Below are 15,629 nucleotides of genomic sequence, written 5' to 3'. Positions count from 1 at the left end.
CGGGCTGACCGACCCGATGGTACAACTGGTCGGCCAGCCCGCTTGCACTACTGGAGTCGGGCCCGTTCCCGTTGAAGCAGGCTTACGAGCAATTCCCTCGCCCCCCTGTTCAGGGCTCGACCGCCCTTTGCCTTCTCGCTGTAGTACGGGACCGTATACGTGATCCTCGCGTCACTCGCCATGCGGTCGCTACCGGCCAGCATCGGACCACACCTATCAGGACACGGCAGCCGCTCGCTGTACAACTCATGGATCATCTCTCCGTCTTTCAACTGATCCATGATGGAATCTTCCGAGTGGTAATCCTTGCGCTTGCTGACGCCAGCGACGAGCCGTTCCCCTTCAGGCCCCTTCACCCTAGCCACCGCAACATTGCGGTCACCGTCCCAGAGCCCTGCTTTCTGGCGCGTCTCAAAGGCCTTCTTGCTCAATTCATCGCTGTTGAGATCGATCTGCTCAGGGCACTCGTTGTGAACCAGGATCGTCTGGCCACCGGCCAAGACGTAATAGTTGTGGTCAGCGTCGACGGTGAGGTTGAAGACACGCTCATGGCGCCGCTCATGGTCCACCAGACTGATCTGGACCCAGACGCCCGACGAGGTCCTTAGCCACATGCCTGGCTTGAGGGTGTCGGCGGTCACCCAACGCCCGACGTCCGGCAGCCAGTAGTGGTGACCCCCGGTGGAGGTGACCTTGCCGGTGGCATCGCCGTTCTGACCGTCGAGGTCGATGGTCAGGGTGACCAGCTTCTTGTCGCCCTTGTTGTTACGGGTGTCCGTGACCTGACGGTCCCGGGTGTCACCGGTCTCAACATCCGTGGCCTTGATCCAGTCGCCCTCCCGCAGGTCCTCAATGGCCTTTGTCGAACCGTCGGCCATCAGCACCTTCGTGCCAGGGACGAAACTGTTCACCTTGCAGCTCGGACCGGACTTCGGCGTGCCGGTGGAGGGTTCTCCTGCCTTCGCGGCCTTGCGGGTGTCGTTGGTCGTGTCGATGCCGTCGGCGATCTTCTTGCCGGTCTTGGCCAGCTTCGCCGCGGCCACCGCGTTCCCCGCCAGCGGGATAGCGGAAGCCATCGACATCGCTGCGTCGACGTAGTTGCCCTCGGCCAGGTACCAGATGCCGTTGGCAACGTCGGCAACCTCACCGATCACCGGCACCATGCCCGCCACGTCCAGGGCGGCGTGACCGACATCGGACCACGACATCCCGAACAGGTGCCCGTCCAACTCCACGAAGCTGACCGGGTTACCACCGGCGAACGCATACCGGTTGCCGGTGAACGGATCCGTAGCCAGGCCCATGTCCGCCATGGCCCCGCCGTAGGAATCCCGCGTCAGGAACCGGTTCAGACCCGGGTCGTAGTTACGGAACCCCATGTCGTACGTGCCGGAGCCGACGTCCCACCGGGAGGCGTTGAACCGGAACGCGTTGTACGGCTCCTCACCCTCGGCCTGCGCACCCGGCTTGTCCACACCCGTGAACTGCGACTCGTCATCCTTGCCGTACGCCGTGTAGCCGTACGTCGCCCGAGTCTTACCGTCCTCCTTCGTGATACCGACGACATCGCCACGCGGGCGGTAGATGAACTGCGAGTACTCCCGCGATCCATCGTCCTTGTGCTTGATCTGCGTGAGCTGCTGACCCCACGGCGCGTACTGGTAGGACTTGGTCGCCTTACCCTCGACCTCTTCCCGCAGCACCTGGTTGTCCATCCCCAGGTACGTGAACGCCGTCGTCTTCGACCCCGTCGTCTGCGACACCGTCCGGTCGAACGGGTCGTACACGTAGGTCGTCGACTTCGCCGTCGCACCGATACCCGCAGTCGTCTTCGCCGTCCGGTCGAACCCGTCGTAGTAGTACTTCTGCGCCCGCTGCCCACCCATCGACACCGTGTCGAGGCGACCCAACGGGTCGTAGTTGTACGTCGACGTCACCCCACCAGAGGTGGTCGAGTGCAACCGGTTCCGGTCGTACTTACTGGTGCTGGTCGCGCCCTCGATCGTCTGCGCCACCGTGTTGCTGTTGGCGTCGTAGGTGTACGACTCCACCGAGCTGCTGTCACCGGTCTTGTCGAGCCGGCTGATGCGGTCCTGCGGGTCGTAGGAGAAGACGTACGTGTTGTCGATGTGGTCCGCCGAGTTGTCGGCGTTCATCAACTTCATGACGTCCCGGGACGGGTGCCCGTTGGCCGAGTACTCCAGGTTGTGCTCGGCGACCGTCGCCCCGCCGGAGGTCTTCTCCAGCTGACGCTTCGTGGCGCCGTCCAGGTAGTACTCGAAGTCCACCGTGTTGCCGTTGGGCTTGGCCTGCTTGAGCATCTGCCCGCGGGCGGTGTAGGTGAACGTCGAGATCTGCTGGTTACCGGCGGTCGCCGAGTCGGCGTTGGTCACCTTGGCAACCATGTCGCGCTCGTCGTACTCGATCTTCGACCAGGTCAGGTCGTGGGTCGAGGTGAGCGGGTTGCCGTTCGGGTCGTACGTCAGCGACGTGGTGTTCTTCGGGGTGGTCGCCGTCCCGACGAACTCCTTGACCGAGTCGATCTGGTTGAGGTCGTCGTACCCGATCTCGTACCGGTTGATCTGCGCGCCCGGGCTGAGGTCCTTGACCTCGACCATCATCCCGTTCGGGTTGTACTTGTAGGTGAACTCCTTCTTCTCGTTGTCGACGTCGGTGGCGTTGTCCCGCACCAGCTTCACCGCGTCGGCGACCACCTTGCCCGTCGCCTGGTCGGTGAGGGTGACCTTCTGGACACCGTCCTCGACGAACGCGTACTTGCCGAGGTTGATCCAGGTGCCGGCGCCCTGGGTCTGGTTCACCGTCCTGGTGACGCTGGCGCCACCGCTGTAGGTGATGGTGAACTTGGCGTCCGTCGCCGCACCGCTGACCTGCGGATACCGCACGAAGACGTCGTAGTTGCCGCCCTGCGGGATGTTCAGCTGCCAGTTGAACTGGGCCGTGCCGCTACCCGCCGGCGCGGTGGCCACGTCGTAGCCGTAGTTGCCCTGGGCGGCGCCGCTCGTCCAGGTGCCCTGTGTGGCGGTGTTGTGGGTGTCGGAGTTGTCGACCAGGACCACGTCCTTGCCGACCGGCAGGCCGTCCTCCGACCTACCCCTCTGGTTGCCCGAGGGGAAGTAGTCCCAGGTCATCGTCCGGGACTGCGACCCACCGGCCGAGGTCAGCGTGGTCTTGATCTGCTGACCCAGGTCGTTGTAGTCGTACGACGTGGTGATGTCCCACGGGTCGGCCGTGGTCTTGGTCCACCCGTTGTCGTAGTACGTGTAGGTGGTGTCGTTGCGGACCGTCTGCCCGTCCGACGGCGGCGCGCTGACCTTCTCCAGGTTGCCCACCGAGTCGTACGTGTAGATGGTCTTGTTGGGCGTGTTGTAGCGGCTGTCGTCCTTGTCGTAGGCCGACCACTCCTCCGCGACGCGGTTGAGCTTGTCGTACACCTTCTGGGTGGCGAAGTCGTCGGCGTCGACGGCGTCGTCGGTGTTCACGCCGCGCGGGCTGATCACCTTCGTCTGGTTGCCGACCTGGTCGTACTCGTACTTTGTGGTGCGGTAGGTGATGGTGCCGGCGCCGTCCTTGCTGTGCGGCACCTTCGACTCCACCAGCGCGCCGCGGGCGTCGTACTTCGCCAGCGACTCGTTGGCGTCCGCGTCGGTGCTGCCGACCGTCAGGCCGTCCTTGTCGTAGCGGGCGGTGGTGAACTTGCCGAGCGCGTCCGTGGTCTTGACGACCCGGTGGTTCCAGTCGTAGTCGAACTTCGTGGTGAAGTCGTCCGCGGCGCTGGCGTTCTTCTTGGCGTCGTAGAGGACCTTGACGTTGCCGACGTTGTCGTACTCCGAGCTGACCTTCTGGCCGAGACCGTTGGTGACCTCGATCGGCTGGTAGATCACGTCGTACTTCGTGGTCGTCGTGAAGTCGCCGACCGTCGCGGTCAGGTTGCCCTGCGGCTCCGTGACGGTCAGGACGTTGCCGACCTTGTCGTACGTCGTGGTGGTCTTCCGCTCCGGGTCGGTCGCCTCGTCCTTCGGAGCCAGCGTCTCGAGGACCTGGTCCGCCCGGTCGTAGACCGAGGTCGACGCCGTCCCGTTGGCCGCGTATGCCTTAGTGATGTTGTCGTTCTGGTCGTACTCCGGGGCCGTGGTGGTGATGTAGCGGCCGTTGGCCGCGTCCACCGGCTCGACCTTGGTGGTCGGGCGGCCGAAGGTGTCGTACGCCTGGGTGACCTTGGCGTTCTTGCCGTTCTTGACCTCGGTGACGTTGCCCCGAGCGTCGTACGTGAAGTACGACAACCCGTCGCCGGCGTCCTTGATGGTCGTCGGGTAGCCGCTGACGTGGAAGGGGCCGTACTGGGTGATGTTGCCCCTGGCGTCCTTGGCGGTGAGGAGCTGACCCCACTCGTCGTAGGTGTTGGTGCTGGTGTAGTCGCCGACGGTCGCCGTGGTGTTGCCCAGCGGGTCGGTGACCGACTCGATGTCACCCTCGGCGGTGTACGCGAAGCTCCACTTACGACCCTCCGAGCTGGTCTTGGTGAGCACCTCCGCGACGTAGCCGTTGAGCTGGCGCTGGTAGGTCAGCACCGTGCCCGGCCAGCCGTTCCTGACCGCCTCGGCGTCCTTCACCACCGTCGGGTAACCGGTCTTGGTGTCGTACTCCCAGGTGGAGACGGCGGTGTTGGCCTCCTCGAGCCGGGTGACGTTGTGATCGTCGTCCCAGCCGAGCTTGGTGACCTCGTTCTTGGCGTTGGTGGTCTGGATGGACCGTCCGTAGCCGTCCATCAGGTAGGTCGTGGCGTGGTTCTCCGCGTCCGTGACCGTCGTCTGGATGTTGTTGGTGGCGTCCGGGTCGACGTAGCCGAACGTCGTCGGGTGGCCGAGCCGGTCGGTGTAGGACTTGGTCCGCCAGTGCCACTTCGGGTCGTCGCCGGCCTGCGGGTAGTTGTAGACCAGGTCGGTGGAGTAGGCCTGACCGGTGGCGCTGGCCCGCGGGTCGGTGACCTTGACCAGCTTGACGTTCTTGTTCCCCTGCGTCATGTCGTAGCGGAACTTGAACGTCTTCGGCGTGCCGTTGGTGGAGCCGGCGCCGTCGATCAGCTCACCGAGCAGACCCTTGTCCGTGTAGGTGAAGGTGAGCTTGCGCCCCGAGATGTCGGTGATCTGCGAGACGTGGTCGATGATCTTCGGGTTGGTCAGGTTGGTCGCACCGGACACCCGGGCCCAGGTGGTGTCGTTGATGTAGTCGTAGGTCTGGCCCTTGGCGTAGTAGTCCAGGGTCAGGGTGATCCGGCCCGTCGGGTCGGTGATGTACTTGAGGAACTTGGTCGGCTTGTTGTTGCTCTTGCGCTCCTCGTAGGTGAAGAGCATCTCGTTGCCGTTGTTGTCGACCGTGCTGGAGAGGAAGCCCTCGCAGTCGTAGAAGAACTGCGTGCGGTCCGGCTTGGTCAGCACCCAGGCCTTGCGCTCCTGCACGTTGGGCTTGCAGTCGACGGTGCTGTACTTCTGCAGGTAGAGGTTGACGCCCTTGGGGCTCTTCCACTCCGAGGTGGCCGCGTCCCAGGTGAACCAGTGGCTGGTGCCGTCGCCGTCGGTCAGGGTGACCTTCGTCGGGTTCGGGTTGGGGTGGAAGTCCAGCGGGGTGCCCAGGCGCATCATCGACGACGCCTGCAGCGACCAGCCGAAACCGGCGACCGAGTCGGTGGTGTCCAGCGAGTTGTAGGACATCCGGACGAACGTCGACAGGCCACGCGACGGGTTGTTGATCGCGTTGTACGACCAGACGGTGTTGCCGGCGTACAGGTTGTTCATCAGGGTCCCGCCGGCGCCGGTGTTCTTACCCGCGTACGAGTAGAACTTCTCCAGGCCGAGCTGGTCGGAGGTGGGCTCCTCCACCGCCACGTTCTGCGGCAGCCCCTTGATCGGCGAGGACGCCGACAGCTTGCTGCCGTCCAGCTTCTTACGCAGGTCCCAGTTCAGGACGTACTCGGTGCGCTTGTTGCCGTCGGTCGACGACGGCGGGGTCTTCACCTGTGCGGTGACGTCGACCGTGGCACCGGCGAGCACGTTCTTGGGCAGCGGGGTACGTAGCTCGTAGCTCTCGTCGGTGGCGTCGACGAGGGCACCGGTCTCGTTGAGCCGCTTCCAGTCGTAGGTCAGCTCCCAGTCGGTGGTGTTCCAGGGCGCCAGGGTGGGGTTGGACACGGTCACCGGGAGGGTGTACGTGGCGTTCGGCGTCAGCGTCTGCGGCGTCGAGGCGGCGTAGTACGTCGACTCGGCGGTCTGCTCGAGGTAGGTCACCTCCAGCGTCGGGCGCAGCAGCGGCTCGGCGCCCTCGGCGGAGAGCAGCATCGCCCGCGCGGTCTGGTTGACCTCGTCGCGCTGGCGCAGCAGCAGGCCGTAGTTGGTCGTCGGAGTGGTGTGCCACCCCTTCACCGCGGTGGTGACGTCCCAGTTCTCCCACTCGGGGTCGTTGGTGAAGCCGTTGAAGCTGGCCTTCCAGGCAGTGTCGTAGTCACCACCGGCCGTGGTCCACGCGTTCACCCCGTCGTAGCTGTTCCAGGTGGCCTTGGTCTCGTTGAAGGCCCGCTTGAGCTTGTAGACGTCGACGTACTCGTCGGTGTCGGTGCCCGGATACAGGGCGTTGTTGTACATCCGCAGGTCGGCGTCGACGATCTGCGCGTCGGTGGGGATGCCGGCCAGGGCGGGGAACTTGATCAGGCCCCGGGTGTCGCCGAACCAGCTGGAGTTGTTGCCCGGGCTGACGTACGGGTCGCCGTCGTAGGAGTCGACGTTCTCGGTCGGCCGGGCCGCCGAGAGCGTGGTGTCGATGACGCCGTTGGAGCCGGTCGCGTCGGTCGCCGCGCTGCGGTAGATCCGGGTGATCTGGCCGGCCTTCGGGAGCATGGCCTGCTGGGTGGGGCCGGCGATGACCTGACCGTCCTGGGTCTTGACCGCGACCATGTAGTAGTAGAACTTCCGGGCCATCGGGTCGGTGTTGTCGGCCGCCGTCGGCACCGCGGTGGTGTCCTGGTACGAGCGGGTGGCCGAGGAGACCGGCGAGATCAACGTCGTGGCCGAGGGCTCGAAGTTCTGGTGGACGCTGCGGTGCACCTGGTACTCGACGATGTTGTCGCCGATCGCCGTCGACGGGTCGACGTACCCGGGCCAGTCCAGCACCGCACCGGTCGAGGTGATCGTCGTCGGCGGGTTCACCGTGACACCCGGCCGGCCGTAGGTGACCACCAGCTTCGGCAGGTTGAAGTCCCGCCGGTCGTTGTTGTAGGCGTACTCGGACGCCTCGTAGACCGGCCCGCCCTTGCCCTTGGTCGCCTCGTCGAGAGCCTTGACCATGAACCCGTAGTTGGAGGTGCCGTTGACCCATTCCTGGACCAGGTTGCGCACCGGGAACGAGTTCCACACGCTCGACTGGGCGTACTTCTTGACCGCGCCGGCCTTGGTGAACCGCACCGCGTCGGCGTTCGCTGACGTGCCGGGCACGCCGTTGAGCACCACCTTGCCGGTGGTGCCGGCCACGAAGGGATGCGTACCCAGCGTCACCCACTTGCCCTGGCTGTCCGGCGTGGTCTGGTTGACCTCGTACCTCTTCGAACCGCCGGAGAAGTGGACCGTGTACGGGGCGTTGGTCGGACGGTCCGAGGCAGCCACGTAGTGGACCTCGACCTGGTAGTCACCCGACTCGGTGATGGTGGGCACCCAGGTGTGGGTGTCCGTCGCGAGGCTGCTGCCGTGGAAGCGGTAGTCGCTGTTGACCGCCTTCGGCGTCAACGTCGTGTTTCCCGAGTACGGCCACGACCCGGTGACCGACGTCCCGGAATCGCCGTCGTCCTTCGTCACCACGTTGGCCGCCGGCGCACCGGCGAACTTGGTGCTCATGGTTCCCCACGTCGCGGACCCCTCGGTCCAGTCCGCGGTCACCCGGTGCGCCTGCATCGGCACGTCGGCGGCGTAGGTGGTGTGCGTCTGCGAGTAGTACAGCTGCAGCTGCGCGTCGCTGATCGGCGTGTTCGCCGGGATCGAGTCCAGGTTGAACTTCAGCAACGACCGCCAGGCCTGCGTGTCGGTCGTGCCGACCTTCAGCTGGTAGGTGTCGTTGTAGTTCGTGGTGGTGGCGCCCGAGTAGATCTGCACGTCCTGGGCGTCGGTCGGCACCGGCTGCACCTTGATGGTCGGGTCGATGACCACCGGGTACACCCGCGCCGGGTCGGCCAACCAGCCGGCGTCGGCGGACAAGGTGACCGACGTCTGCCCGTACATCTGCTGCACCCGCTGGGTGACCTTGTCGCTCCACACCTTGCCGTGCGGGGACGACTTGTCGTCCTTCGCGTCGTACATGAACGGCGCGGGCATCACGAAGGCGGGCTCACCGCCACCCGGACGCACGAAGGCGATCGAGCCGTCCGCCCGCTGCTGCGCGGTCAGGCCGGCGGTGTCCAGCGTGAAGGTGTACGACACCGGCCCGGTCGGGGCGCGGTGCAGGACGATCTTCTCCTTGAGTGCGGTGGAGGTGACGTCGTAGACGACGTCGGCGCCGCCGGCGAGCCCCGGGTAGGTGACCGTGGAGCCGGAGACCTTCGGCGTCACAGCCTTCGCAGCGCCGGCCAGGCCCAGCTCGATGCTCCGGCCGTCCTTCTCGAAACGGGCCAGCTCTTTGGAGCTGTCACCGAAGAGGCTGGTGAAGGTGTTGGTCCTGTTGCCCTGGACGTACCCCTTCTCCGTGGCCGGGCGGACCTTCGTGTCGATCGGCTGGAACTTGCCCTTGGCGTCCCGGTAGTGCAGCGGCACCGCCGAGATCTCCGCCTGGGTGCGCCCGTCGGAAAGCTGGTAGACCTTGGTGTTCGCCGTCCGCTTCCCGGTGAGCTCCTTGACCCGCTTCTGCGCCGGCCAGTTCTTCGCCGGCGGCGGCTGCTCGCTCACCGTCAGGCCAGCGCCGACCACTTCCGGCCTGGCCTTGCGCGGCCCACCGTCGACCAGGTCCCGCGCGGCATTGTCCAGCTTGGAGAAGAAGCCGTCGTCCTCCTCGGCTTTCGCCACCGGGACGGCACCGCCGCGCTGGTCGTCCGGCACCTCCATCCAGCCCACCGTGGCCACCAACGCCAGCACCAGTCCCCCGACGAGGGGACCTCGTGATCGTCTCTTCACCGTTACCCTCCGGTCCTCTACAGACACGTCGGGTGGAGGCTAGGAACGATCGATACGCGGGCCGCTATCGCTGAGGTATCGCCCGGTGACAGTGCGCTGGTGCGCGCGACGGAACGAGCCCCCGGCGTGGGCGCCGGGGGCTCGCGGGGTGATCGAGGGCTAGTAGCGGCCCAGGTTCTGCACCGGGCACATGACGATGCGCGGCGAGCGGGCCGGGTCGAGCCACTTCAGCACCGAGACCAGGTTGGCGTGGGACATGCTCACGCAGCCCGCGGTGGCGTTGCCGCCGGAGGTGCTGTACTCGTGCAGGAAGATCCCGCTGCCCTTCCCGGGGACGGGCGCGGCCACGTTCGGCGACATGTTGTACGTGATCACCGCGAAGTGGGTGTACGCCGGCTTCTCGGTCCACAGCGCCTCGCTCCAGCCACCCGGGTTGGTGGTGGTGTGCTGGAACGTGTTGTACGCCGGCGAGTCCGGGTTCTCGTTCCACCAGTCGTACTGCACGACCTGGTGGTAGGGGTAGCGCACGCCGGGATTCGCGCCGATGCCGTACATGGTCGGGCCGAACGAGTAGACCCCGGTGGGGGTGTTCGGCACGCCCTCCAGGTGGTTGTCGCTGAAGCCCTTCGAGCCGATCCGGGCCGGCAGCGGCGCCGACACCGCCACCCAGTGGCCGTTGACCTTGTGGAACGTCTCCAGGGTGGCGTAGGTGGTGCTGTAGCCGTCGCCGGTCACGACGACCACCTGCGTGGTCGCGGCGGGCAGGGTGGTCAACCGGGAGGCCCGGTTGGGCGGCGGGATCGGCTTCGCCCGGCCCGTCGTCGTCCCGACGGGGCCACCGGCGATAGGAGTCGGTTCCATTCGCCAGATGATCGCATCCCGGCCGTCTTCCCGGTGTCCCGGAAATGGTGACGGATCTCGTCGCACAATTTCGGCGGGTCGATGTAACGCGGGAGAGGCTCGCGACGCTTTCTCTTTCCGGTGGAGAAGAGGATCGACGCGTCAACAGTTCTGGTGGCGGGTCAGGACCGGGTCCGCAACTCCCCGGCCCTGACCACCAGCCGTCCGGTGTGGTAGCGGAATCGCCGCTGCGAGCACGGCGGGCGTGGCACGCCGCCCACGCCGGGCTCAGCACGGCGAGCCGGCCCGCCTGCACTCAGCTCCACGGTGCCCAACTACCGGACTTCGGTGCGCTCCCGACTCACCCCGAAGAGCCGTGAACGCGCGCCCAGGTTAGGCATCCGGCCGCCGCTCGGACAAGCATTCCGGGGCTCCGCCGAATGTGATTGATACCAATCCTGAAATGCGGCATGTCCGCGTAACGCGGCTAACCGGGTTGACGCTGTTTCTCCTCGAAGCGACCCGTCCGGCCAGGGGCCGTCCGGCCGACGGAGAGCGCTCCCGCCGCGGCGGCGCCGGCGATGAGCGCGAGGGCCCCCAGGTGCAGCAGCCGGACCCCGGCGGGAGCGGGCACGGTGGCCGCCGGCAGCAGCGGCAGCACCGTCGCCCCGGCGGCGGTGACCGGCAGGGCCACTGCCCAGAAGACAGCGGGCCGCGCCGGCGGCGCGGGCGGTCGTACCCCTTGGAAGATCTCACCCCGGCGGGCCGCCCGCAGCGCCAGGGCGACCACCACGACGCCGCCGACGGCGGTGCTGACCAGGTCCGAGAAGAACCACCAGTACATGCCGGTGTGCGCGTGGAAGTCCTCGATCCCGACCAGCCGCAGCCAGCGCTCGGTGTGCGTGACCCGGTCCCAGAGCACGTGACTGGCCGCGCCGATCAGCGCCGAGCAGACCGTGACCTGCCAGGGGTGCCGGACCGCGCCGAGGGCGGCGAGATCCCGCCAGGCGAAGAGCCGGTCGCCGGGCAGGTGCACCGCGATCCCGGCCACCGTGCGGCGGACGATCCAGGCGTAGGCCAGCGCGACGGGCAGACCCCACCAGAGCACCCCGCCCGCGGTGTGGGTGTGCCCGCCCAGCTCGATGCCGGTGCCGGTGAACAGGTAGGCGACGTCCGGCGACACCGCGCCGGTGGCCAGCGCGACCCCGTCGAACCAGCGCGGTCGCCACAGCTTGAGCGGCAGCACCGGCGCCAGGTGCGAGGGGAACGTCAGGGGCACCTACCGGACGTTACCGGCCCGTGCGCGTTCAGAAGTGCCGAAGCAGGTCGGTGAACTCCTTCAGGCGCAGCACGCCCTCGTCGGCCGGGTCGAGTTCGTCGTACTCCAGCACCCAGGTGTTGTCGTTCGGGATGAACACCGCGTTCATGCCCGCGGCCCGGGCGGGCAGGATGTCGGACTTCGGGGAGTTGCCGATCATCCAGGCGCGGGCCGGGTCGAAGCCGTGCTCGCGGGCAAGCCAGCGGTAGGTGTCGACGTCCTTCTCCATCACGATGTGCGCGGCGTCGAAGTGGTGCAGCAGCCCGCAGGCGTCGAGCTTGCGCTGCTGCTCCTCCCGGTCGCCCTTGGTCAGCAGCAGCAGGTCGTACCGGCCGGCGAGGGCGTCCAGCGTGTCGGCGACGCCGGGCATCAGCTCCACCTGGTGGGCGACGAGCGCGGCGGCCAGCTCGTCGATCTCCCGGCGCTCCCGCTCGGTGGCGGGCCGCTCGCGCAGCCGCTCCAGGCACTCGCCGAGGCTGCGCAGGAAGACCTTGCTGCCGTACCCGTGGGCCACCGCGTTGGCGCGTTCGATGTCGTCCAGCACCGCCCGGATCTGCGCCCGGTCCAGCGTCGGGTGCTCCAGCCAGTCCAGGAAGTCGTCGATCACCCGCTCGAAGACGACGTTGTTCTCCCAGAGCGTGTCGTCGGCGTCGAAGACGAGCACCACCGCGTCCCGGCGCTGTTCCATCGGTCCCCCTCCCGGTCTGGCGTCCGGGACACGCTACTGCGCGCCGCCGGCGAAGGTCATCCGGGTTACGCCGCCGCGTGGCGCCCGGCACGAGGCCGACCCCGCCCCGTCAGGGCGTGGCGAACAGCCCCGCCGCGATCAGCTGCTCCCGCTGCTCCTGGGTCTCCGGCCGCAGCCGGCCGCCCCGGGTCAGCATGACGGTGCCGTGCAGGAGGGCCCAGCCGATCTCGGCGAGCGTGTCGGGGTCGCGTCCGGCGGCCAGCGGCGTCAGCACGGCGCGCAGTTCGGCGAAGGCGGCACGGGGCGCGCCGGGCGCCGGGTCGCGGCCGAGGGTGAGGTCCGGGGTGTGGGCGAGCATGGCGTCGTACACCTCCGGGTTGGCGTACGCGAAGTCCAGGTACGTCGTCACCACCGCCGGCCAGGCGCCGTCCTCCCCGGCCGCTTCCCGGGCGGCGGCGAGGGCGACCGCCAGGTCGGCGAAGCCGCGCAGGGCCACGGCGGCCACCAGCGCGGCCGGATCGGGGAAGCGGCGGTACAGGGTCTCGATGTCGATCCCGGTCCGCTCGGCCAGCCGGCGGCGGGTCACCGCCGCCCACCCCTCGGCCTCGGCCAGCAGCCGGGCGGCCGCCACGACCCGGGCCGGCTCGGCCGGCTCGTCCGTCGCGGCCGGCTTGTTGGACTCGGCCGGCTCGGCCGGCGCGTTCGACTCGGCCGGCTCGGCCGGCGCGTTCGACTCGGCCGGCTCGGCCGGCGCGTTCGACTCGGCCGGCGCGTTCGACTCGGCCGGCGCGGCCGGCTGGTTCGGCTCGGCCGGCTCGGCGTCCGGGTCGGTGGGCGACACCCGGTCGATGCTAACGACGGTCACCTGCGGTCATCGTCCGGTGACGGATTGGCGACTCTCCCCGGCCGGTCAGCGTCGCAGGGTGAGGATGAGGTCCGCGACCAGCGCGGTCCACCCGGTCTGGTGCCAGGCCCCCAGGCCGGCGCCGTTGTCGCCGTGGAAGTACTCCGGGAAGCAGATCAGGTCCCGCCAGTCGGGGTGGGTCTGGAAGAGCTGGGCGGCGCCGTAGATCGGCCGCCGCCCCCAGTCGTCCCGGGTGAACAGCGAGATCAGCCTGGCCGACAGGTCGTCGGCGATCTCGTCCAGCGTGCACTTGCGCCCGGAGCGGGTCGGGTACTCCACCTGGAGGTCGTCGCCGAAGAACGCGGCGTAGTCGCGCAGCGCGCTGATCAGCAGGAAGTTGGTCGGCATCCAGATCGGGCCCCGCCAGTTGGAGTTGCCGCCGAACAGGCCGCTGGTCGACTCGGCCGGCTCGTACCCGACGGCGAACTCCTGCCCGCCCAGGGTCACCGAGAAGGGCTTGTCCAGGTGGGCGCGGCTCAGCGTGCGCAGGCCGTAGTCGGAGAGGAACTCGTCGGGGTCCAGCATCCGGGCGAGCAGCCGGACCACCTGCTCCGGGCCGACCATGGAAAGCAGCCGCTGCTGGCGGCCGTCCGGGCCGAGCCGGCGGGCGCCGATCACGTCGGCGTACTCGGGGCGGTGGGTGAGGAACCAGCGCAGCCGGGCGCCCAGCTCGGGCAGGCGTTGCAGGGTCTTCGCGGTGAGCCGGGTGGTGGCGGCCAGCGGCAGCAGGCCGACCACCGAACGCACCCGCAGCGGCACCTGACTGCCGTCGGCCAGCCGCAGCACGTCGTAGAAGAAGGCGTCCTCGTCGTCCCAGAGCCCCTGCGAGTACGCGGCCGCCGCGATGTACGCGAAGTGCTCGAAGAACTTGGTGGCGGTGTCGACGTAGGCGTGGTCGTGCTCGGCCAGCACGATGGCCATGTCCAGCAGGTTGAGCGCGTACATCGCCATCCAGCCGGTGCCGTCGGACTGCTCCAGCACCCCGGCCACCGGCAGCGCGGCGGACCGGTCGAACGGGCCCACGTTGTCCAGCCCGAGGAAACCGCCCTCGAAGACGTTGTTGCCGCCGGTGTCCTTGCGGTTGACCCACCAGGTGAAGTTGAGCAGCAGCTTGTGCATCACCCGGGCCAGGAACTCGTGGTCACGCCCCCCGTCGATCTCGAACACCTTCAGCGCCGCCCAGGCGTGCACCGGCGGGTTGACGTCGCCGAAGGCCCACTCGTACGCCGGGATCTGCCCGTTGGGGTGCAGGTACCACTCGCGGAGCAGGAGCAGCAGCTGGTCCTTGGCGAAGCCCGGGTCGACCCGGGCGATGCTCACGCAGTGGAAGGCCAGGTCCCAGGCGGCGTACCAGGGGTACTCCCAGGGGTCGGGCATGGAAAACACGTCGAAGCTGTTCATGTGCCACCAGGCGCTGTTGCGCCCGTGCCGGCGACCGGCCGGCGGCGGCGCGGAGCCGGGATCGCCCTCCAGCCACCGCTTGACGTCGAAGTGGTAGAACTGCTTGCCCCACATCAGCCCGGCGATGGCCTGCCGGGCGATCAGGGCCTCGTCGGCGCTGGCCGCCGCCGGAATGATCCCGGCGAAGAAGCGGTTGGCCTCGGCCCGGCGGGCCCAGAGCACCGCGTCGAAGCCGTCGCGCAGGTCCGCCGGGGGTGGCGGGGAGGTGCCGGGCGGCGGGGCGGTACGGGTCAGCCGCAGCCGGATCTGCCGCTGGCCGCCGGCGGGCACCTCGAGGACGTAGTGCAGCGCCCCCTTCGTCCCCTCCCGCGCCGGGTTGACCGTGGCCGCGCCGGTCACGACGTGGTCGTTGATGCCGTCCTTCGGGTACGGCGACCGCCCCGGCAGCCCCCAGAGCCGCTCGGCGTTGGTGTCGTTGTCGCAGAGCAGCGGGGTCGGCGCGCCGTCGCCCTCCAGCAGGACCTGGCCCAGCACCCAGTGCTCACCGACCAGCCGGGAGCCCTCGCCGACCAGCCGGGGCACCCGGTCGGCGCCGGGCAGCCTCCAGGCCCAGGTGTTGCGGAAGAACAGGTGCGGCAGCACGTGCAGGGTGGCCGCCTCGTCGCCCCTGTTGGCGACCGTGACGAGGATGCACATGTCGGTCGGGGACGCCTTGGCGTAGTCGACGGTCACCGCCCAGTACCGGTCGTCGTCGAAGATCCCGGTGTCGACCAGCTCGTACTCGGTCTCGTCCCGCGCGCGCAGCGCGTTGACCGCGACCAGCTCGTCGTACGGGAAGGCGGCCTGCGGGTAGTGGTAGCGCCAGCGCATCCAGGAGTGGGTGGGCGTGGAGTCCTCGTACCACCAGTACTCCTTGACGTCCTCGCCGTGGTTGCCGCCGTCGCCGCCGAGGCCGAACATCCGCTCCTTGAGGATCGGGTCGACGCCGTTCCAGAGCGCGAGGGAGAAGCAGAAGGTCTGCCGGTCGTCGCAGACGCCGGCCATGCCGTCCTCGTTCCACCGGTAGGCTCTGGACCGCGCGTGGTCGTGGGGGAAGTAGTCCCACGCCGTGCCGTGCTCGCTGTAGTCCTCCCGTACCGTCCCCCACGCCCGCTCGGACAGATAGGGACCCCATGCGCGCCAGTCCTGCTCCCGGGCGTCGGCCTGGGCCAGCCGGAGCCGCTCGGCGTCGGGGGACGGTGCGTCGGAGGGCGAGGAGTCGGTGAACACGTGCACATCTTCGACGCCGCCCGGGTACTTCACCACAAGGGCCAT

General features: G+C 68.3%; 6 protein-coding genes. All 6 read right to left on the bottom strand.

Annotated elements, in window-relative coordinates; all coding sequences use genetic code 11:
- Positions 1–47 precede the first annotated feature (47 nt).
- The 6 genes from M2302_RS14000 to M2302_RS13975 all read right to left on the bottom strand — a co-directional run bounded on the left by M2302_RS14000 (position 48) and on the right by M2302_RS13975 (position 15,629).
- Positions 48–9,164, bottom strand: coding sequence for a DNRLRE domain-containing protein (locus tag M2302_RS14000; protein WP_280838327.1), 9,117 nt, complete (start codon positions 9,162–9,164; stop codon positions 48–50).
- 159 nt (positions 9,165–9,323) lie between these two features.
- Complete coding sequence (locus tag M2302_RS13995; RefSeq protein ID WP_210779498.1) at positions 9,324–10,025, bottom strand: L,D-transpeptidase family protein; 702 nt, start codon at positions 10,023–10,025, stop codon at positions 9,324–9,326.
- A 466-nt stretch (positions 10,026–10,491) separates the two neighbouring features.
- The gene (locus tag M2302_RS13990) at positions 10,492–11,283 is read right to left on the bottom strand and encodes a DUF4184 family protein (RefSeq protein WP_280838326.1); all 792 of its coding nucleotides are present in this window, start codon (positions 11,281–11,283) and stop codon (positions 10,492–10,494) included.
- 28 nt (positions 11,284–11,311) lie between these two features.
- Positions 11,312–12,010 (bottom strand): HAD family hydrolase, encoded by a 699-nt coding sequence (locus tag M2302_RS13985; protein WP_280838325.1) that lies wholly within the window; start codon positions 12,008–12,010, stop codon positions 11,312–11,314.
- A 109-nt stretch (positions 12,011–12,119) separates the two neighbouring features.
- Positions 12,120–12,875, bottom strand: a complete 756-nt coding sequence (locus tag M2302_RS13980) for a TetR-like C-terminal domain-containing protein (protein ID WP_280838324.1) — start codon at positions 12,873–12,875, stop codon at positions 12,120–12,122.
- A gap of 45 nt (positions 12,876–12,920) precedes the next feature.
- The gene (locus M2302_RS13975; RefSeq protein ID WP_280838323.1) at positions 12,921–15,629 is read right to left on the bottom strand and encodes a glucosidase; all 2,709 of its coding nucleotides are present in this window, start codon (positions 15,627–15,629) and stop codon (positions 12,921–12,923) included.

It is taken from the genome of Micromonospora sp. A200, assembly GCF_029893845.1.
GTDB classification, from domain to species: Bacteria; Actinomycetota; Actinomycetes; order Mycobacteriales; family Micromonosporaceae; genus Micromonospora; species Micromonospora purpureochromogenes.
Note: the sequence above shows the minus strand (reverse complement) of the source record. Positions and strands in the feature narration are given on the sequence as shown.